This window comes from Pseudoalteromonas sp. SR43-3, assembly GCF_014163875.1.
Classification (GTDB): domain Bacteria; phylum Pseudomonadota; class Gammaproteobacteria; order Enterobacterales; family Alteromonadaceae; genus Pseudoalteromonas; species Pseudoalteromonas distincta.
The window spans coordinates 65797-85263 of record NZ_JACJEC010000005.1; the positions used below are offsets into that span (position 1 = coordinate 65797).

General features: G+C 39.8%; 17 protein-coding genes. 4 read left to right on the forward strand and 13 right to left on the reverse strand.

What is annotated here, in order from left to right:
- Nucleotide 1: 1 nt before the first annotated feature.
- The 12 genes from fabZ to rpsB form a co-directional block, all read right to left on the reverse strand.
- Nucleotides 2-454, reverse strand: a complete 453-nt coding sequence (fabZ, locus tag H5088_RS08310) for a 3-hydroxyacyl-ACP dehydratase FabZ (protein ID WP_002958310.1) — start codon at nucleotides 452-454, stop codon at nucleotides 2-4.
- Between the two features lie 26 nt (nucleotides 455-480).
- Complete coding sequence (gene lpxD, locus H5088_RS08315; RefSeq protein ID WP_182712633.1) at nucleotides 481-1503, reverse strand: UDP-3-O-(3-hydroxymyristoyl)glucosamine N-acyltransferase; 1023 nt, start codon at nucleotides 1501-1503, stop codon at nucleotides 481-483.
- Between the two features lie 7 nt (nucleotides 1504-1510).
- A complete protein-coding gene (locus H5088_RS08320; protein WP_182752665.1) occupies nucleotides 1511-2029 on the reverse strand; it encodes an OmpH family outer membrane protein in 519 nt (172 codons plus the stop codon).
- Between the two features lie 11 nt (nucleotides 2030-2040).
- A complete protein-coding gene (bamA, locus tag H5088_RS08325) occupies nucleotides 2041-4512 on the reverse strand; it encodes an outer membrane protein assembly factor BamA (RefSeq protein ID WP_024596248.1) in 2472 nt (823 codons plus the stop codon).
- A gap of 100 nt (nucleotides 4513-4612) precedes the next feature.
- Nucleotides 4613-5965, reverse strand: a complete 1353-nt coding sequence (gene rseP / locus H5088_RS08330; protein WP_002958314.1) for a sigma E protease regulator RseP — start codon at nucleotides 5963-5965, stop codon at nucleotides 4613-4615.
- A 1-nt stretch (nucleotide 5966) separates the two neighbouring features.
- On the reverse strand, nucleotides 5967-7172 hold the full coding sequence (ispC, locus tag H5088_RS08335; protein WP_182716210.1) for a 1-deoxy-D-xylulose-5-phosphate reductoisomerase: 1206 nt from the start codon (nucleotides 7170-7172) through the stop codon (nucleotides 5967-5969).
- Nucleotides 7169-8035 carry a phosphatidate cytidylyltransferase gene (locus H5088_RS08340; protein WP_024596496.1) on the reverse strand — a complete coding sequence of 289 codons (867 nt, stop codon included), beginning with the start codon at nucleotides 8033-8035 and terminating at the stop codon, nucleotides 7169-7171. The genes ispC and H5088_RS08340 overlap by 4 nt, the downstream gene beginning before the upstream one ends.
- A 19-nt stretch (nucleotides 8036-8054) precedes the next feature.
- Nucleotides 8055-8834, reverse strand: coding sequence for an isoprenyl transferase (locus H5088_RS08345; protein ID WP_024596497.1), 780 nt, complete (start codon nucleotides 8832-8834; stop codon nucleotides 8055-8057).
- Between the two features lie 244 nt (nucleotides 8835-9078).
- Entirely contained in the window at nucleotides 9079-9600 is a 522-nt protein-coding gene (frr, locus tag H5088_RS08350) for a ribosome recycling factor (protein WP_206013162.1), read from the reverse strand.
- 49 nt (nucleotides 9601-9649) lie between these two features.
- A complete protein-coding gene (gene pyrH / locus H5088_RS08355; protein ID WP_024596498.1) occupies nucleotides 9650-10399 on the reverse strand; it encodes a UMP kinase in 750 nt (249 codons plus the stop codon).
- 158 nt (nucleotides 10400-10557) lie between these two features.
- Nucleotides 10558-11409, reverse strand: a complete 852-nt coding sequence (gene tsf, locus H5088_RS08360) for a translation elongation factor Ts (protein ID WP_182694236.1) — start codon at nucleotides 11407-11409, stop codon at nucleotides 10558-10560.
- A 104-nt stretch (nucleotides 11410-11513) separates the two neighbouring features.
- Complete coding sequence (rpsB, locus tag H5088_RS08365) at nucleotides 11514-12242, reverse strand: 30S ribosomal protein S2 (protein ID WP_024596499.1); 729 nt, start codon at nucleotides 12240-12242, stop codon at nucleotides 11514-11516.
- 271 nt (nucleotides 12243-12513) lie between these two features.
- Between rpsB and map the strand changes: the two genes are divergently transcribed.
- Genes map through dapD form a run of 3 tightly spaced genes read left to right on the forward strand, consistent with a single transcriptional unit; the run spans nucleotide 12514 to nucleotide 16785 of the window.
- Nucleotides 12514-13299, forward strand: a complete 786-nt coding sequence (map, locus tag H5088_RS08370; protein WP_002958322.1) for a type I methionyl aminopeptidase — start codon at nucleotides 12514-12516, stop codon at nucleotides 13297-13299.
- A gap of 30 nt (nucleotides 13300-13329) precedes the next feature.
- Complete coding sequence (gene glnD / locus H5088_RS08375; protein WP_002958323.1) at nucleotides 13330-15948, forward strand: [protein-PII] uridylyltransferase; 2619 nt, start codon at nucleotides 13330-13332, stop codon at nucleotides 15946-15948.
- 9 nt (nucleotides 15949-15957) lie between these two features.
- Nucleotides 15958-16785: a 2,3,4,5-tetrahydropyridine-2,6-dicarboxylate N-succinyltransferase gene (dapD, locus tag H5088_RS08380; RefSeq protein ID WP_002958324.1), complete on the forward strand. Its 828-nt coding sequence runs from the start codon at nucleotides 15958-15960 to the stop codon at nucleotides 16783-16785.
- A gap of 142 nt (nucleotides 16786-16927) precedes the next feature.
- On the opposite strand, the gene H5088_RS08385 is transcribed toward dapD, so the two are convergent.
- On the reverse strand, nucleotides 16928-17716 hold the full coding sequence (locus H5088_RS08385) for a hypothetical protein (protein ID WP_182752666.1): 789 nt from the start codon (nucleotides 17714-17716) through the stop codon (nucleotides 16928-16930).
- Nucleotides 17717-18223: 507 nt separating this feature from the next.
- On the opposite strand from H5088_RS08385, the gene H5088_RS08390 reads away from it, so the two are divergent.
- Nucleotides 18224-19462: an efflux RND transporter periplasmic adaptor subunit gene (locus H5088_RS08390; RefSeq protein ID WP_182716211.1), complete on the forward strand. Its 1239-nt coding sequence runs from the start codon at nucleotides 18224-18226 to the stop codon at nucleotides 19460-19462.
- Nucleotides 19463-19467: the final 5 nt, after the last annotated feature.

A 19467-nucleotide genomic window follows, 5' to 3' on the forward strand; every position in this document is an offset into this window, starting at 1 on the left:
ATTAAAACTCTCTTCTCGCACACATAATTTCGGCACTACACACTACTTTGCCGTCGACTCTAGCTTCTGCTGCAAACTTCCAAATGTTGCGACGTTCTTTTAAAAACTCAACATGAAGGTGCATTGTATCACCTGGGATCACTGGCTGTTTAAAACGTGCGTTATCAACAGCAGCAAATAAATATAATTCGTTTTCACTACGATTTTCTACTGTTTTAAAACCTAATAAACCCGTGGCTTGCGCCATTGATTCTAATATTAGCACACCAGGAAAAATTGGCTGATTTGGGAAATGGCCAGTAAATATAGGTTCGTTTATAGAAACATTTTTAATAGCATGTAAAGATTTGCCAGGTGTAAAATCAATAACACGATCAATTAATAGCATCGGGTAACGGTGCGGTAATAAACTTAAAATTTCTTGAATATCAAGGCTATTTAATTCGTTTGCCAAAATAGCATCCTTATTAGTGTTCAACGTTATGACTTAGCCAATGCTTCCAGCGCTTTAAGACGAGATTTCATGTCTGAAAGGTTACGCAAGTGAGCTATTGATTTACGCCATTCTTTGTTTGTTGTATGGGGCATACCAGATGAGTAAATACCTGGTTCGGTGATTGATTTTGTCACCATACTCATGCCGGTAATTATAACACCATCACATACAGACATGTGACCATTAATTGCAACCATGCCACCAATTTGACAGTTTTTGCCAATGGTAACGCTTCCTGCAAGTACGGTGCAGCCCGCGATTGCGGTGCCTGAATTAACTTCAACGTTGTGCGCTATTTGACACTGATTATCGATAATAACATTGCTATGGATAATGGTATTGTCCAGTGCGCCACGATCAATTGTCGTGCTTGCACCAATTTCAACTTTGTTACCTATGATCACTGAACCAAGCTGAGGTATTTTTACCCATTGCCCGCGTTCGTTCGCATAGCCAAACCCATCACTACCTACAACACTATTTGCTTGAAACAAACAATCTGAACCAATTTCAACATCGTGATAAATAGTCACACTAGACCAAAGCTTAGTGCCAGAGCCTATTTTAACACGTTCTCCGATAAAACTGTTCGGACCAATTTGCGCATTGTCACCTATCACCGCATCAGCTTCAATGACTGCATTAGCCCCTATAGCGGCGCTGTCACTAACAATCGCTGTTGAATGAACCGTAGCACTTGGATGAATACCCGTCGAGGCTGAGCGTGGTGTTGTATCCATAAATTGCGCTAATTTTGCGTAACTTACATACGGGTTAGCAACAATAATTTTGCTACCACTAAAGTACTGAGCATCGGCTTGGCTTACTATTACAGCGCTAGCTTGAGTAGTTTCAAGTTGCGAGCGATATTTTGAGTTCGCTAAAAATGCAATATGCCCAGAATGGGCATTTGCAAGTGTCGCTATTTTTTTTATTTCTAAAGCGCCATCACCCTGAAGTTCGGCGCCTAGAAGTTCCGCAATTTGCGAAAGCGTATAATTTTGCATAGAGTGATTATTTCTTACTAACTGCAGCTACAACTTTAGACGAAAGATCAGTTACTTCTTTAGGGTTAAAGTAAATTGTTGTGTCTTTTACTTTAACTTCGTCGAAGTCGCCCTCTTTAGCAATTTCTTCAATTGTTTTGATTATCACACCTTGAACTTTAGCAAGCTCTTGGTTTTGGCGCGCTTTGATTTCTTGCTCTAAAGGACGACCTTGTTCAGCAAGATTTTTTTGCATGCCTTGAATTTTATCACGTAGTGCATCTTTTTGAGCTTGGCTCATAGTTGTACTTTCACGTTTAAATTTTTCAGCTTCAAAACGAATATCGCCTTGTAACTTTTCAAGCTCTTGACGACGTTCAGCAAACTCAGTTTGTAAAGACTGTTCAATTTTAGCCATTTGAGGAATTTGCTTGTAGATTTCCTGCATATCAACAATACCTACTTTGTGTGCAAATGCATTCACAGAAGTACCCATCATTAAAGTTGCTAAAACTGCTACAGCTGTTGATTTAAATAATTTTTTCACAAAAAACTCCTTTAGAAAGTGTTACTAATGTTAAAGCTGATGGTTTTCGTATCGTCATCTTCTTCTTTTTGCAATGGATACGCAAAACTGATCAGCATTGGACCCATTGGAGAGATCCATTGTAATGAAAGACCGGTTGAAACCCTAAAGCGCATTGGGTCTGAATAGTCATCTAATTTAGCACGTTCATCAACGCCTAAGTTTTGATAGCGGTCTACGTTAAACTCAGTATCCCATACGTTTGCAGCATCAACAAAGAAGCTAGTACGTACAGAGCTGGTATTTTCTTCATCTAAGAATGGCGTAGGAACAATTAGCTCCATACCTGCCACTGCTTTAGCATTACCACCAATACGGCCTTGTGGCACTAGAATATCAAATTCTGATGCGCCACCAATGCTACCGGTTGTAGTACCGTCTGCACCTGGCGTACCCGGAATAGACTGCGGTATACGCGATACAGCACGTGGTAATATTGTATTACGGTCAAAGCCACGAAGTTCCATTTCCGTTATACGGAAGTATTCTTGGAATGGCAGTGTTTGCTCATACCCGTTTGTAGAACCATAACCATTACCATAACCAAGCGCTGCACGCGTTGAGAATACCCAACGGTGGTCATTTGATATAGGCCAGTAAAAACGCGAATCGTAATTCAGTTTAAAGTACTGAAGATCTGAGTTAGGCGTTGTTGCTGTTAAGTTTAGAGTTTGACGCGAACCCGCTGTTGGGAATAAACCACGGTTAACTGTAATACGCGACCAACCAACACTCAGCTCATACTTAGTAAAGTCAAAGCCTGCATCTGGGTTGTCTGGATCTAAGAATGTTTCACGAAGTACACGCGTTTGCTCGTACTCTGCAATATCCGAAAGCTCTTCTTTAATCCAACGGGCGCCAAAGTTAACACGATTTACAGCATCAATTGGAAAACCAATATTTGTGCCTAAACCATAACTTTTTGATTTGTACTCAACAAGGCTAAATTTACTTGCATCGTAGTTTCTGTAAAAGATGCTACTGCCTTGCGATACACCATCTGGCGTAAAGTATGGGTCTGTGTACGATAAGCTTAAGCTTTCAGAACCTGTAGACGTATTAAGGTTTAAACCAATTTGGTTACCTGTGCCTAAAAAGTTAGATTCTGTTACACCAATATTAAACTGCAGACCTAAGTAAGAACCATAAGCAAGACCAGCATTAAAGCTACCCGCTGATTGCTCTTTTACAGTAAAGTCTACATCTACTTGGTCATCCACACCTGGTACAGGCACTACGTTAAAATCAACAGTTTCCATATAAGGCAAACGTTGAATTTGTAGTTTTGAACGCTCAAGGTTTTGATTAGATAACCAGGCGCCTTCAAGTTGTGTCATTTCACGGCGAAGTACTTCATCAGCTGTATTTTGGTTACCACCAACAATAATACGACGAACGTATACACGCTTACCTGGATTAACCGATAGTGTTAGTTGTACTTCTTGCTTTTCGTCGTCAATTTCTGGAATTGTACGCACTTCAGCATTAGCGTAGCCAAAACGTGCTAAGTAGCTTTTAATAAATTCTTCTGACGAAGTAACGACTGAGCCATTGTAAAGCTCACCCGCTCTAAGTGGGATAACACTTTTAATTAAGTCTTCACGGCCAAGCAAGTCACCAATAAAGTCAAAGCCTTTAACGGTATATTTTACGCCTTCGGTTAAGTTAGCTGTAACGTAAACTGATTCACGTTCAGGGCTCACTGATACTTGCGTTGAATCGATATTAAAACGTAGGTAACCACGGTCTAAATAATAACTACGAATTTTTTCTAAATCGCCTTCAATGGTTTGCTTTTGGTAGCGATCGCTACCCATAAACTGCCACCAAGGTAAATCTTGCTGCGATTCAGCAAGTTTAAGAAGCTCTTCATTAGAAAAAAGTTCATTACCCACTAAGTTAATTTGTCGGATAGAAGCTGCATCACCTTCATCAAACTCTAATTTAAGTTTAACGCGGTTACGAGGCAACTTAGTAATACTGATATCTACTTTAGCGTTGTATTTACCAATACTGTGGAAAAACTCAACTAAGCCCTTTTCGATACTATCGATAACGGTTTTATCAAGTGGTTCACCTTGGCGAATATCTTGCTGATCAAGAGACTCATTAAGCTGCTCGTCTTTAATGTCTTTATTGCCTTCAAACTCAATGAAGCTGATGGTAGGACGTTCCGTTACTTTAAAAATAACGTTGTTGCCATCACGAAGGGCTTTTATGTTATCAAAGTGCCCAGAACGATAAAGTGACTTTATTGTTTTTGAAATCGTATAGTCATCAACATTATCGCCTACGTTAATAGGAATATGTGTTAGCGCTGCACCAAGTGCTACACGCTGTAAACCTTCAACTTTCAGGTCTTCAACAATAAAGGAGTTTTGGCCTAGGGCTGCAAAACTTGCACCCAATAAACTTGTTACTGCCAAATGTTTTTTTATAGCCATTTTATTATCTTTATCCTTTACAACTGTATTACCGCATAACACCCTACTAAAGTGGTGCTTTACAATCGTGTTCTAATTAGTAATTTGCCACGCTGTAAAACTACAAACGCGATACATCATTGAACAAAGCGAAACATGTTAGAAAAATGAGCAACAAGGCGCCCACTTTAAAACCAAACTCTTGTGTCTTTTCAGAGACCGGCTTTTTACGAAAAAGTTCAATTATGTAATACATTAAGTGTCCACCATCAAGTACTGGTAAGGGTAATAAATTAAATACACCCAAGTTAACGCTTATTAAGGCTAAAAAGCTTAAAAAGGCCACTAACCCATAGCTTACGCTAGTTCCAGCGCCTACTGCAATGCCCACAGGGCCACTTAAATTCTTAACCGAAACCTGGCCTGTAATTAAATTACCAATCATGTCAAAACTGAGTGTAATTAAGCGCCACGTTTCTTTTGTGCCTCGCACGATACTATCGAGCGGGCCGTAATGTCTAGTCTCTACATAACCATCAGGCCATTGCTGTACAACAGGAGCAACGCCTAAAAAGCCTTGCTCAATACCGTTATTATCAATGCGCCCTTTAGGGGTTACTGTAATGGCTTTTATAGTATCTTGTCTTTTTACACTAAATTGTAAAGATTTGTTAGCTGATTGCGTAATAAGATTAACTAATTGCTGCCAATTGCTTATTGTTTCACCGTTTACAGCCAAAATTGTGTCATTAACTTGTAAATTAGCGTGTTCTGCAGCTGAGTCTTTAGTTACGGCGGCAATTGTTAAAGTTGCTTGAGGTCTAAACGGTACAATACCTAACGAGCTTAATGGTGGCACGTCTTGCTGATCTAATTTCCACCCCTCTAAATTAAGCGTTTTAACACGTGGTTGAAGGTTTTTATCGCGCACTATCACTTCAACGCTTTCTTCACCTAAATTAGACATAAGTGCAAACGTGGCATCTTGCCAGGTCGTTATATCATCATCACCAATTTTTATAATATGTTGAGAAGGCATAATGCCCGCTTGCTCTGCCCGGCTACCCTCGGTAATACTACCTACCACAGGCTTTACCGACTGCACACCCACCATATACATTACTGCAAGAGCAAAAATGGCAAACAAAAAGTTGGCCATTGGACCCGCTGCAACTATGGCAATACGTGCTTGTACAGATTTAGCGTTAAACGATAAATGACGTTGGTTTGCCGGCACGTCATCAACACGTTCATCAAGCATTTTTACATAACCGCCTAATGGAATAGCGGCAATCACGTATTCGGTATTATATTTATCGTGCCATTTTAACAGTGGCTTACCAAAACCAATTGAAAAACGCAGCACTTTAACGCCCATTTTTCGTGCAACCCAAAAATGGCCATATTCATGTATGGCCACTAAAATGCCAAGCGCTAAAATAAATGAGCCAAGATTCCAAAAAAAATCAAACATATTAATGCGTCACTTTTGTTATAAATTCTGAAGCGCTAATACGCGCTAATTTATCGCACTCTAAAATTTCATCTAAGCTTTGTACATTGGTATACGTTGCAGATTCAAGCGTTTGTGCATTTATTTTGTATATATCAGTAAAACCAATTTTACCGTTTAAGAATGCACTTACTGCTATCTCATTTGCAGCATTAACCGTTGTAGTCGCGCCCTGCCCTGCACTACACGCATCAATCGCTAATTGTAAATTTGGATAGCGAGAAAAGTCAGGCTTGGTGAATGAGAAATCACATATATCAGAGAAGTTTAACGGTTTAACGCCTGCATTAATTCGCTCAGGGTATGCAAGTGCATGGGCAATTGGTGTGCGCATATCAGGGTTACCCATTTGCGCTAAAATAGAACCGTCATGATATTGCACCATTGAGTGAATAATACTTTGTGGATGAATCACTACGTCTATATCACTGGTGTCGCAATTGAATAACCACTTAGCTTCAATAAACTCTAAGCCTTTATTCATCATAGTGGCCGAGTCTACTGATATTTTTTGACCCATCGACCAGTTAGGATGCGCCACGGCTTCACTTACAGTTACATCTTTTAGTGTGTTTATATCGCGCGTTAAAAACGGGCCACCAGAACCGGTAAGCAAAATTTTACTTACGCCATGTTGCTGTAAATTTTGATCGCCTTTGGCACTTTGTAACGAAGAAGGTAGACATTGAAAAATAGCATTATGTTCGCTATCAATTGGCAGCAAGGTCGCTTTATGTTGTTTAACTTTATCAATAAACAACTGACCTGACATAACTAACGATTCTTTATTAGCAAGGAGTACTTTTTTACCTGCTTCTACTGCACTTAATGTTGGCAGTAAACCAGCTGCACCTACAATTGCCGACATCACGACATCAACATCTGGGTGAGCACATAAGTCGCACATTGCTTGCTCGCCGTGCATAACAAGCGTTTGGCATGGTGTATTAGCTAAATAAGCAGATAACTGCTCAGCGGCTTGCTGGGTAGCCATAATCGCATAAAGTGGTTCGTGTTCAATACACAGCTCAGCCATTTTTTTTGCGTTTTGCCCTGCAGCTAAAACAAAAACATCAAATAACTCTTTATTGCGCGATACAACATCTAGTGTACTTAAACCAATTGAACCTGTTGCGCCTAAAATAACCAGCAATTGCTTTTGGCTCATAAACTAAGAGTCCACGCATAGCACATTACAAACATTGGAGCTGCAGCCGTTAAGCTGTCAATGCGATCTAAAATACCGCCGTGCCCAGGTAAACAACGGCCGCTATCTTTTAAACCAGCTTCACGTTTAAACATGCTTTCAAGTAAATCACCTACCGCAGAGAACAATGCAATAAATGCAGTCATTATCGCGTAGATAGGCCAAACACCTAAATCAACATCGGTAAAGTGACAAAATGCTAAAACAAAAATGATAGAAGCGACTACACCGCCTGCTAAGCCTTCAATTGTTTTATTAGGGCTCACTTTTGGCATAAGTTTATGCTTACCAAAGCTCTTACCTGAAAAATAAGCACCAACGTCTGCACTCCACACAATACCCAATACGACTAAAATAAGTACAGAGCCAAAATGTGTTGATTCAGCATATTGCGCACTGCGCAGCGTATTTAGTGCAAGCCATAACGGCACAAGTGTTAATAAACCTGCAATGCCGCGCATTACTAGACCTTCATTCCACGCTTTAGCCATTTCTGGATAGCGCCAAATTAAATAACTAGCAACAATCCACCAAGCAAACGAAAGCGTAAATAAGTAATTCGCATCACCTACTAGCTTGCCACTTTCCCATAGTGATTCAATAGGCCAATGTAAATTAAGCAGGCCTAGTAAGGCTGCAATCAATACAACAAAAGCACCACGTTTGAGCTTATCGCATAAACCCATAAACGCAGACCATTCCCATGCGCCTAATAATACTATTGCACCGGCAAAGTAACTAAATAACGTAAGCGGTGTATAAAAAACCAAAGCTAATGCCGATGGTGCAAGCACAAGTGAGGTTAAAATTCGTTGTTTTAACAAAATGTGACCCTTATTCTATTTAGGTTTGAGCGAGTAATTGTTTTATTTGTTCGCCCGTACAACCAAAACGTCGCTCTCTGGCAACGTAACACGCTATAGCCTCAGCAAATGCTGCTTCATTAAAATCAGGCCAAAGTGTTTCGGTAAAGTAAAGTTCTGCATAAGCAACTTGCCATAGTAAAAAATTACTAATACGAACATCGCCACCAGTGCGAATAAGTAAATCAGGTTCTGCCTGATCTGCCATGCTCATATGCTGTGCTAAGCGCTCTTCTGTAATATCTTCTGCGTTGAGTGTGCCTTGCGCAACTTGCAAAGCAAGTTGTTTAGCCGCGTTAGCCATATCCCAACGACCACCGTAATTAGCTGCAACATTTAAGCGCAATCCGGTATTATTTTCAGTCAGCTTATGTGCAGCGTCTACCTTGCTACGTAATCCTTCAGAAAATCGTGATAAGTCTCCAATAATGGTCAGTTTTACATTGTTTTTATGAAGCTTTTTAACTTCCTTTGTTAAAACAAATAAGAAAAGCTCCATTAAAGTGTTTACTTCGTCTTCAGGGCGGCGCCAGTTTTCACTACTAAAAGCAAATAAGGTTAACGATTGTATCCCTAATTTAGTACAAAACTGAACAGATTGACGAACTGCGTCTACGCCTTTTTTATGCCCATACACACGAGGTCTATTTCTAGCTTGCGCCCAACGTCCGTTCCCATCCATGATGATAGCAACATGTTTGGGTAAACATTGCTGTGAAATTGTGTCAGCATCTAGAACCATAAATATCGAGTATTCCATAAAAAAACGCCGCCTAGTATACCCTAGACGGCGTTTCAAAACTAATAATTTTAATAGGTCCTGTCGACCTTTCAGGATTGTAATTTATTCAATCTAGGCAGAACCCTTTGGGCAGCGCGTTTTTAGATTTTATGCATTCCTATCGCCTAATAATGGGAAATAACCACACTACGTAGGCTCTGCCTTGCCTTAAAACCAAACACACTACTGCAAATTTAACCTCAAAAGATAAACAGGGACTTACTTAGATTTCCATTAACTCTGCTTCTTTAGCAGCTAATAGAGTATCCATTTCTTTGATAAACTTATCTGTAAGTTTTTGAATCGCATCATCTGATTGACGCGCTTCATCTTCAGATATTTCTTTATCTTTTAATAAACCTTTTACATCGCCATTAGCATCACGACGAATGTTACGAATAGCAACACGACCGCCTTCAACTTCGCCACGTACAATTTTGATTAGGTCTTTACGACGTTCTTCTGTAAGTGGAGGAAGTGGTACACGAATAACAGTACCTGCCGACATAGGGTTTAAACCTAAGTCAGACGCCATAATTGCTTTTTCAACAGCTTGCGCTAAAGACTTATCAAATACACCAATAGCAAGTGTACGAGAATCTTCAATTGTTACGTTAGCAACTTGGTTTAAAGGCGTTGGTGCACCGTAGTACGACACCATAATGCCATCTAGGATTGCAGGATGTGCACGGCCAGTACGAATTTTAGATAATTGGCTACCTAGTGCAGTTACACTTTTTTGCATGCGCGCTTGCGCGTCTTTTTGAATATCGTTAATCACGGTTTAATCCTAATTATTTGATTATTTCATCTGAGGCTTGTGAAGAAATAAGTGTTCCTTCTTCTTCACCCATAATTACGCGTTTTAGCGCGCCTGATTTATTCATATTAAATACGCTCAATGGCATATTGTGATCGCGGGCTAGAGTAAATGCCGCTAAATCCATAACTTTTAATTCTTTTTCAATGATTTCATTGTAGCTTAAGTGGCTGTAAAGCGTCGCTTCTGGGTTTTTAACAGGATCATCACTGTACACGCCATCCACTTTAGTCGCTTTAATTACTGTATCCGCTTCAATTTCGATACCGCGTAAACACGCTGCAGAATCGGTAGTAAAAAATGGGTTACCGGTGCCTGCTGCAAAAATAACAACGCGGCCAGTTTTCAATAAACTAATTGCTTCAGCCCAGTTATAAGCGTCACATACACCATTTAGCGGAATAGCCGACATTAAACGACAGTTTACAAATGCACGGTGTAGCGCATCACGCATTGCAAGGCCATTCATAACCGTTGCAAGCATACCCATGTGGTCGCCTACTACGCGGTTCATGCCTGCTTCTGCAAGTGAACCACCGCGTAAAAAGTTACCTCCACCAATAACTAAACCCACTTCTACGTCAAGCTCTACTAGCTCTTTAATTTCTTGTGCCATACGGTCTAAAACTTTAGGGTCGATGCCGAAGCCTTCGTCTCCCATTAAAGCTTCACCACTTAATTTGAGAAGAACACGTCTAAAAATAGGTTTGCGATTGATAGTCATAGTATAGGGGCCAACTTTTATTGAATTATGGATAAAAAATAACCGCGCTTATGTTAAACATAAAAGCGCGGTTATTTTAAAGAATTTCTAGCTGTGAAGCAAAACCAAATAGTACTTTAATTGCATCTAATTTCCTTTTGCATCACAAATAGTTAATCTTACTGACCTTTAGCAGCTGCAATTTGAGCAGCAACTTCAGCAGCAAAATCTTCTTCTTTCTTCTCGATACCTTCACCAACTTCTACACGTACAAAGCCAGTAACTGTTGCGTTTTTCTCTTTAAGAATATCGCCAACAGATTTTTTAGGGTCCATGATGAAAGCTTGACCAGTAAGAGAAACCTCACCAGTGAATTTTTTCATGCGACCAACAACCATCTTCTCAGCGATTTCAGCAGGCTTGCCTTCATTCATCGCGATTTCGATTTGTACTTGCTTTTCTTTTTCTACAACGTCAGCTGGTACGTCAGAAGGAGTTAAGTACTCTGGACGTGAAGCAGCAACGTGCATTGCAACGTGCTTAAGTGTTTCTTCATCAGCAACACCTGCAACAACAACACCGATACGGTCGCCATGACGGTACTCAACTAGGTTTTCACCAGCGATGTACTGCAGACGACGTACGTTGATGTTTTCGCCAATTTTAGTTACTAGCTCAACACGGTCTTCTTCAAACTTAGCTTGTAAGTCTTCGATAGTAAGAGTGTCAGCAATTGCAGCTTCAGCAACTTTATCAGCAAATGCTAAAAAGCTTACGTCTTTTGCAACGAAGTCTGTTTGACAGTTAACTTCTACTAGTACTGCAACACCAGCGTTTTGCTTGATGATGATAGTACCTTCAGCAGCAATGTTACCTGCTTTTTTAGCAGCTTTAGCAGCGCCACTTTTACGCATGTTTTCAATCGCTAACTCGATGTCGCCATCAGTCTCAGTTAACGCTTTTTTACAATCCATCATGCCAGCGCCTGTGCGCTCGCGTAATTCTTTAACTAGGGCAGTAGTTACAGCCATTAGTAAATCCTCAAATCTGAAATCTGGTTTAGATAAGCGGGTTACCCGCTCTACAAGAATAACAAGTCTTCACCTTAAAAAGATGAAGACTTGATGATAGCTAATTACTCAGCTTCAACGAAATCGTCTTTCTCAGCTTGAGCAACGATGTTATTCTCGCGACCTTCAGTGATAGCAGCTGCAACAGCGCTAGTGTAAAGGCTTACAGCACGGATAGCATCATCGTTACCAGGAACGATGTAATCAACGCCGTCTGGGTTAGAGTTAGTATCAACGATTGCAACAACAGGGATACCTAGGTTGTTTGCTTCACGGATAGCAATGTGCTCGTGGTCAGCATCGATAACGAAAAGCGCGTCTGGAAGACCGCCCATGTTTTTGATACCACCAAGGCTCTTTTCAAGCTTTTCCATTTCGCGGTTAAGCATTAACGTTTCTTTCTTAGTTAATTTCTCGAAAGTACCGTCTTGGCTTTGTACTTCAAGGTCTTTAAGACGCTTGATTGATTGACGTACAGTTTTCCAGTTAGTCAACATACCACCTAACCAACGGTGATTTACGAAGAACTGATCGCTTTCTAAAGCAGCTGCTTTAACTGCGTCGCTTGCTGCGCGCTTAGTACCAACGAAAAGAACTTTACCTTTGTTAGCTGCAGCACTTGATAAAAACTTAAGTGCGTCGTTGAACATTGGTACAGTTTGCTCAAGGTTGATGATATGTACACGGTTACGTGTGCCGAAGATGAAAGGCTTCATCTTAGGGTTCCAGTAACGTGCTTGGTGACCAAAGTGAACACCAGCTTGAAGCATATCGCGCATTGAAACGTTTGCCATTTTATAGATCCTCTATAGTTGTTTAGGGTTAGGCCTCCACATATCCCATAGCACCAACACCGAAGTAATTAAACTTCAAATGCACCCAAGTGTATGTGACGATACGTGTGTGTGTTAAAATAAAATTGTGTTTGCCTTAAATACAAAAAATCATTTAAGAATTTATTTGTAAAAAGACGGCGCGCTTTATACCATATTAAAATTAAATACTCAACGTCGCGTGCAAAATTTGTTCGGCGATAAATGTTAGAAACTCAACTTTGGAGCCTCAATGAGCGCTATTATCAAGACCCCTGAAGAAATAGAGAAAATGCGCGTAGCTGGGCGCTTAGCGGCCGATGTACTTGAAATGATCGGCCCTCATGTAGTGCCGGGTGTTACCACCGATGAGCTAAATACACTTTGTCATGATTATATTGTTAATGTGCAACAAGCAATCCCTGCTCCGTTAAATTATCATGGCTTTCCAAAATCAGTTTGTACGTCAGTTAATCATGTTATTTGTCACGGAATTCCAAATGACAAAGCATTAAAAGAAGGCGACAGCGTTAATATTGACGTCACTGTCATTAAAGATGGCTACCACGGCGATACTTCTAAAATGTTCCACGTTGGTACACCAAACATCCAAGCTAAGCGTCTTGCAGAAGTAACACAAGAAAGCTTATACCTTGCTATTAAAATGGTAAAACCAGGTGTGCGCTTAGGTGATATTGGCTCTGCTATTCAAAAATATGCAGAAAGTTTTAATTACTCTATTGTTCGTGAATATTGCGGCCACGGTATTGGCGCAGGATTTCATGAAGAACCACAAGTAATGCACTACGGTAAAGCGGGTACTGGCGAAACTTTAAAAGCGGGCATGTGCTTAACAATTGAACCAATGGTTAATGCGGGTAAACGCCAATGTAAGCTACTTAAAGATGATTGGACTGTAGTAACTCGCGACCGCAGCTTGTCTGCACAGTGGGAACATACTTTATTAGTGACTGAAAATGGTGTTGAAATTTTAACGCTACGATCAGATGATACTATCGACAGGATCATAGAACACTAATAATAAATAAGAAATTAGGAGCCAGCCCACGTGGCATTACCCAACAAAGTAAAAAAGTTGCTCAGCGATGCAGAGCAACTTAGTGATTATCGCGATTGTTCTAGCTATTTTTATAAATGGTTACATAACGAATTTTCTAAACAACCGGTTGGGAATTTAATTAATGCCCGGGCTGAGTTTATTGACCGCCTACTAATTAAGCTTTTTCATGTTTACGACTTAGCGCGCGAACCTGATTTAGCACTAATAGCAGTAGGCGGATACGGACGTGGCGAGCTACATCCCTACTCCGACATCGATTTTTTATTGCTTGTAACTAAACCACCAAGCGAAGAAATATGCGAAAAAATAGGCCAGTTTGTCACCATGCTATGGGATCTCAACTTAGAGATTGGCCACAGCGTGCGCACGATAGAACAAGCCATTGAGCAAAAACGTGAAGACGTTACTTTTGCCACCAGTTTACTCGAAAGCCGCCTTATTTTTGGTAATCATATTGAGTTTGAAAAACTCAAAACGCATATTCTAGAAACCCCCGTATGGCGCTCCGGTGAGTTTTTTACTGCCAAAGTTCAAGAACAAAACTTACGTCACAAAAAGTGCCACGGCACCGCGTATAATCTTGAGCCAAACATTAAAGAAAACCCCGGTGGCCTGCGCGACTTGCAAACCATTATTTGGGTCGCAAAAAAGCACTTTAGAACCGAAACTCTGCAAGAGTTAATAAGTCACGGCTACTTAACCCATGAAGAGTTTCAAGAGCTTTCAGAGTGCCTAGAAAACCTATGGAATATTCGCTTTGCACTGCATCTAGCCGCAGGTCGGGCTGAAAACCGCTTATTGTTTGATCATCAACCACAAGCAGCCGAAATTTTAGGTTTTGGTAGCGACGGTAAAGCCTCTGTTGAGCGTATGATGAAGCGCTTATTTAGAATAATGAGCCGCGTTCGCGAACTTAACCAAATGCTACTTTCATACTTTGAGCAAAGTATCATGCCCGAAAGTAGTGAAAAAACGGTGATAGTACTCGACAGAAACTTTGAGCAAGTGGGTCATCAAATACGCGTAAAAGATCCATCTGTATTTTTTAGACGTGACCAACTTTTTGTATTGTTTGAGCACATAGCAGACAACCCTGCAATAACGCATATTTACCCAAGCACTATTCGTACAATCCGCCAAGTACGCCGCCGTTTATTGGGGGATTTACAAGATTATGCAGCCTGTCGTGAAGCCTTTTTACGCTTAGTTAAACACCCTAATGGTATGGGCCGCGCATTTACGCTTATGCACAAGCACGGCATGCTTGCCGCCTACTTACCGCAGTGGCGTAATATATTTGGACAAATGCAGTTCGATTTGTTTCACGCCTACACCGTAGATGAGCATACTCACAAATTAATCAAAAATATTTACGAATACTTTGATAAAACTGGCATTAGCGAGTTTCCTATTTGTAGTGAAATAGTCACTCGAATGGATAAACCAGAGCTACTTTATTTAGCCGGTATATTTCACGACATTGCTAAAGGCCGAGGGGGAGATCACTCAGAACTTGGCGCTGTTGATGCTATAGCCTTTGCTAAATTACATGGCTTTTCATCCTCTGATGCAAAATTAGTAGCGTGGCTTGTAAGTAACCATTTACTTATGTCGGTTACCGCGCAGCGTAAAGATATTAACGACCCTGCAGTAATAAAAGACTTTGCAACACGTATTAAAACAGAGCGCCAACTCGACTATTTATATTGTTTAACCGTTGCCGACATCCGTGCAACCAACGACAACTTATGGAACGATTGGAAAAACACCCTACTGCGTGAATTGTACTTGCACACGCAGCGCGCATTACGCTTAGGGCTTGAAAACCCAATGGATCAGCGCGACCAAATTCGTGATAAAAAGCACCAAGCTAAACAACGTCTACTCAACTTAGGTTACCCTGAGAATAAAATTGATTTAATTTGGAGTCGCTTTAAAGCCAACTACTTTACCGCCTTTAGCGAACAGCAAATATCGTGGCAAAGTGAGCATTTATTAACTAGCACCGATTTAAGCCAACCCAGTGTTATTGTATCTAACAAAGCAATGCATGGGGGTACACAAGTATTTGTATACAGCCCCTACTCTGGTGCGTTATTTGCGAGATTAGTGAGTGTAATTGGCTCTAAAAAAGCACAAATACAACACGCGCAAGTACTGACCACAAAAGACGGTTACGTCCTGTTTAGCTTTGTAATACTTGAAGTAAGTGGCGACCCTATTGCAAGTGGTCGAGCGCAATCAATTAAACGCGGGCTTGAGCAAGCACTTAGCGATCCACGTAAAAAAATTCGCTTTAAAAAGAGCCGCTCTCAACGCTTTAAAGATTTTAATATTAAACCTAAAATTGTGTTGCGCCCACATGCACGCAAAGACCGTAGCTTAATAGAAATTCAAGCCGTCGATATACAAGGTTTACTAACCAAAATAGCCGAAGTTTTCCAAGCGCATTTACTACACATTCACGCTGCCCGTATTACCACGGTGGGTGAACGTGCAGAGGATTTCTTTGTCGTATCTAATAACGAATACCAAGCGCTGACTGATGAAGAACAAGCAAAAATTCATCAGGCATTACGTAAAAAATTCAACGCCGAAACAGAATAGAGGACACACATGTCAGATTTAAAAACGATGATCGAAAACGCATGGGACAACCGCGATAGCATTAGCCCAAGCACAGTATCAAGCGACGTAAAACAAGCCATTATTGATGCACTTGATTTACTTGATAGCGGCGCAGCACGCGTTGCTGAAAAAATCTCAGGTGAATGGGTTGTACACCAGTGGCTTAAAAAAGCGGTTTTACTGTCGTTTCGTATTCGCGACAACCAACCAATGAACGATGGCGTAAACCAGTTTTACGACAAAGTACCACTTAAATTTAGCGACTACACGCCAGAGCAATTTCAGCAAGGCGGTATGCGCGTAGTACCAAACGCAGTAGCCCGTAAAGGCAGCTTTGTAGGTAAAAACGTCGTACTTATGCCATCGTACGTAAATATTGGCGCATACGTTGACGACGGCACCATGGTTGATACATGGGCAACTGTAGGCTCATGTGCACAAATTGGTAAGAACGTACATTTATCAGGTGGCGTAGGCATAGGCGGCGTTTTAGAGCCTCTACAAGCTAACCCAACTATCATTGAAGACAACTGTTTTATTGGCGCACGTTCTGAAATTGTTGAAGGCGTAATTGTTGAAGAAGGCGCAGTAATTTCAATGGGCGTTTATATCAGCCAAAGCACCCGTATTTATGACCGCGAAACTGGCGAAATTCACTACGGCCGCGTACCAGCAGGCGCAGTAGTTGTACCAGGCGCACTACCGTCAAAAGATGGCACCCACAGCCTTTACGCTGCAATCATCGTAAAAAAAGTAGACAAACAAACACGTGAAAAAGTAGGCATCAACGCCCTACTACGCTCAATTGATGAGTAACAGTCGGTTGGGTTGAGGGAAACGAAACCCAACGATACTTTTAAGTGAAGTGTTTTAGCTAAACTTTAATTGTATATAGAAAAGCTCTAAGCCCTTTGGTTTTGAGCTTTTTTTTTTAATGTTCCTGTTCTCTATATTTACCTTAGTTTACATAAAGATTCAATTTCAAAATATTACTTTTTAACGATTCAATTTCGCTTGTAACATTAAGCTGTGAATCACTTGTAAACTGAGCTTCTAATTTTTTTAGCAATCTAAACATAAAATAAGTCAACGTTTCTAATTCATCTGTTATAAAAGCTATTTTAGGAGTTTTAACTCTATATAATTCACTTAATAGCATATTTATTTTGCAGAGATTCCTTTTAAGCTCACCTAAATTCTTAACTAGCCCTTCTACATATAATATTTGAAAAGATTCTTCCTTATGGCTCAAGCCTTCTAACCCTTTGTGGTGTATATCAAATAGGGTTAAGTGCTGCTCTACAAATCCAATATTATTTTTCGCGATATTGCTACTAATTACAGGTTGACCTTTTAAAGCTTCAATTTCTTCAATAACTTGATCTATTCTCTTTGTGAGTGGAGCAAACATCAGGTTCCTGTCTTGAGCCATAACTGACTCTTGATGAACTTCTTTAGTTTCTCTTAATTCTTGTGTTGTCGCCTTTAATTCCCTCACTAGAATTTTTATAGATAATAAAAGAAGAACAATTGTTACAAAAGACAGTATTGGGTTAATTAAACCACCAAAATAGTCTCCCATAGCGCCCCATTCTCCACGGTTTGGAGCTGGGCTCAACCAGTTGAAAGTACTATTATAAAAATATATCGCAGAAAGAACTGAAATTAGAATAAATATGGATAATCCTAATAGGATAAGTTTTGTGTTTTGTTCTATAAAAATTACTTCTTTATCTTTGGGTGCCATTTAACTTCCTTATTAGACTTAACAACGATGTAGATTTTCATAGTATCTAATTTTTCATCTTGTACCTAAAGAAAGTAGTAGTAAATGTAGCGCTGAAGAGGATGGTCATGTTTTATGTAGTAGGTTTAACATTTGCTTGATTTAATTAATCCCGAGCTACTGCTCATTGTTAGCAATACCCCCCTAAACCTAAGATCACTTATAAAAAAAGTGCTTTTATGTAGCAACGTAGTAATTACCTTGCCCTGCTTCATCAACAAACAAGATAATCAAACCTTTCTTCCACTAAATTCCATTAAAATAAAATTTACATAGTTAACTTAGTGGTGATATAACTGAATGTGTTTTGGGAACGGAGTTGGTGATAAATCAAACCATTAACTGCCAGCTAAAAAATATTACTCAGCTAGCTTACCCTTACACCCTTTACTTAAGGAAAATAAAAATCCTAACTAAAACAGCGTTTACCACATTTTAAAATAACAAAAGCACAAGTAGGTTGTACTAATGGAAGAGTATTTAATCGTTAAACAAAAAAGTAGATACCCTATCGCTATTGCGGCTTTATTGTTGTTATTGGCTTTGGGTTATTTAATTAAGATACTACTTTTCTCAAATGATATTCCTGAACGTTATTTAAAGCCAATATTAGTCTCTCAAGTATCATTACCCAATGTATTAAAAGGGATTGGTACAATAGAGCCTACACAAAGAGAGCTTTTGTCTGCGCCGCTAAAAGGCAATATCAACACACTTACAATTCGTGAAGGGCAAGCTATAAAAAAAGGCCAAGTATTAGCAAAGCTAACTAACTACGAATTGGAACAAGATATACATAATGCGAGTTATGAGCAGCTTAATTTAGAATCCCAAGTAGCTATTGATAAAAGTAATTTAGCAATTAAGCTCTCGCAAATTAAAGTCGACTTATCAAAAGCTAAAATGGCATTGCAGCAGCAAGCGCTTGAATTAAATGCTAATAAAGTCTTAATGGAACAAGGTATTATTTCTGCAATTCGCTTTAAGCAAAGCGAAATGCTTTACAAGCAAAGTGAACTTGAAGTTAATGCCAAAAATGGTGAACTTAGTCTATTTAAAGAGGCATTTGATCAGCAATTAATTGCGCTTGATAACAAAGTAAACATCTCAAAAAACAAACTTAGCTATTTACAAAGGCGTCAAGAGCAACTAACACTCACAGCAAACTTTGACGGTACCGTAAGCCAAAACTTAGCTAAATTAGGTCAAGCGGTTACTCAAGGGCAATCGCTGTTTGAGTTAATAGAGACCGACAACTTACTGGCTAAAATACAAGTCCCTCAGTATTCATCCACTCAGTTAAAAATTGGCCAAAAAGCAGACATAGTTACACCCAGTGGCACAATTGCAGCTAAGGTTGATTATATTGATACGGTAATAAGAAATGGCGCTATTAATGTATTTTTAGTATTAGACGCTTCCCCTCCATCATGGCTTAGAAGCAGCCAAGCAATAGAAGCTCATATTTATTTGGAGCAATCTTTAGTAGCTCAAAACATTAAAAAACCGAATGATTTTGATAACTACAGTCTGTGGAAAGTATATGAAATAACGCCCTCCAGCAAAGCTATTCTTACTCATATAAATTACAAAACGACTGAGCAAGACACTTTAAGCTTTGATGAGTCGCTACAAGGTAACTATGTTTTATTACTACCAGCAGCTTATGCCACTCAAAGTTACCTTGATTTGAAAGAAGTATTTTAATGAGG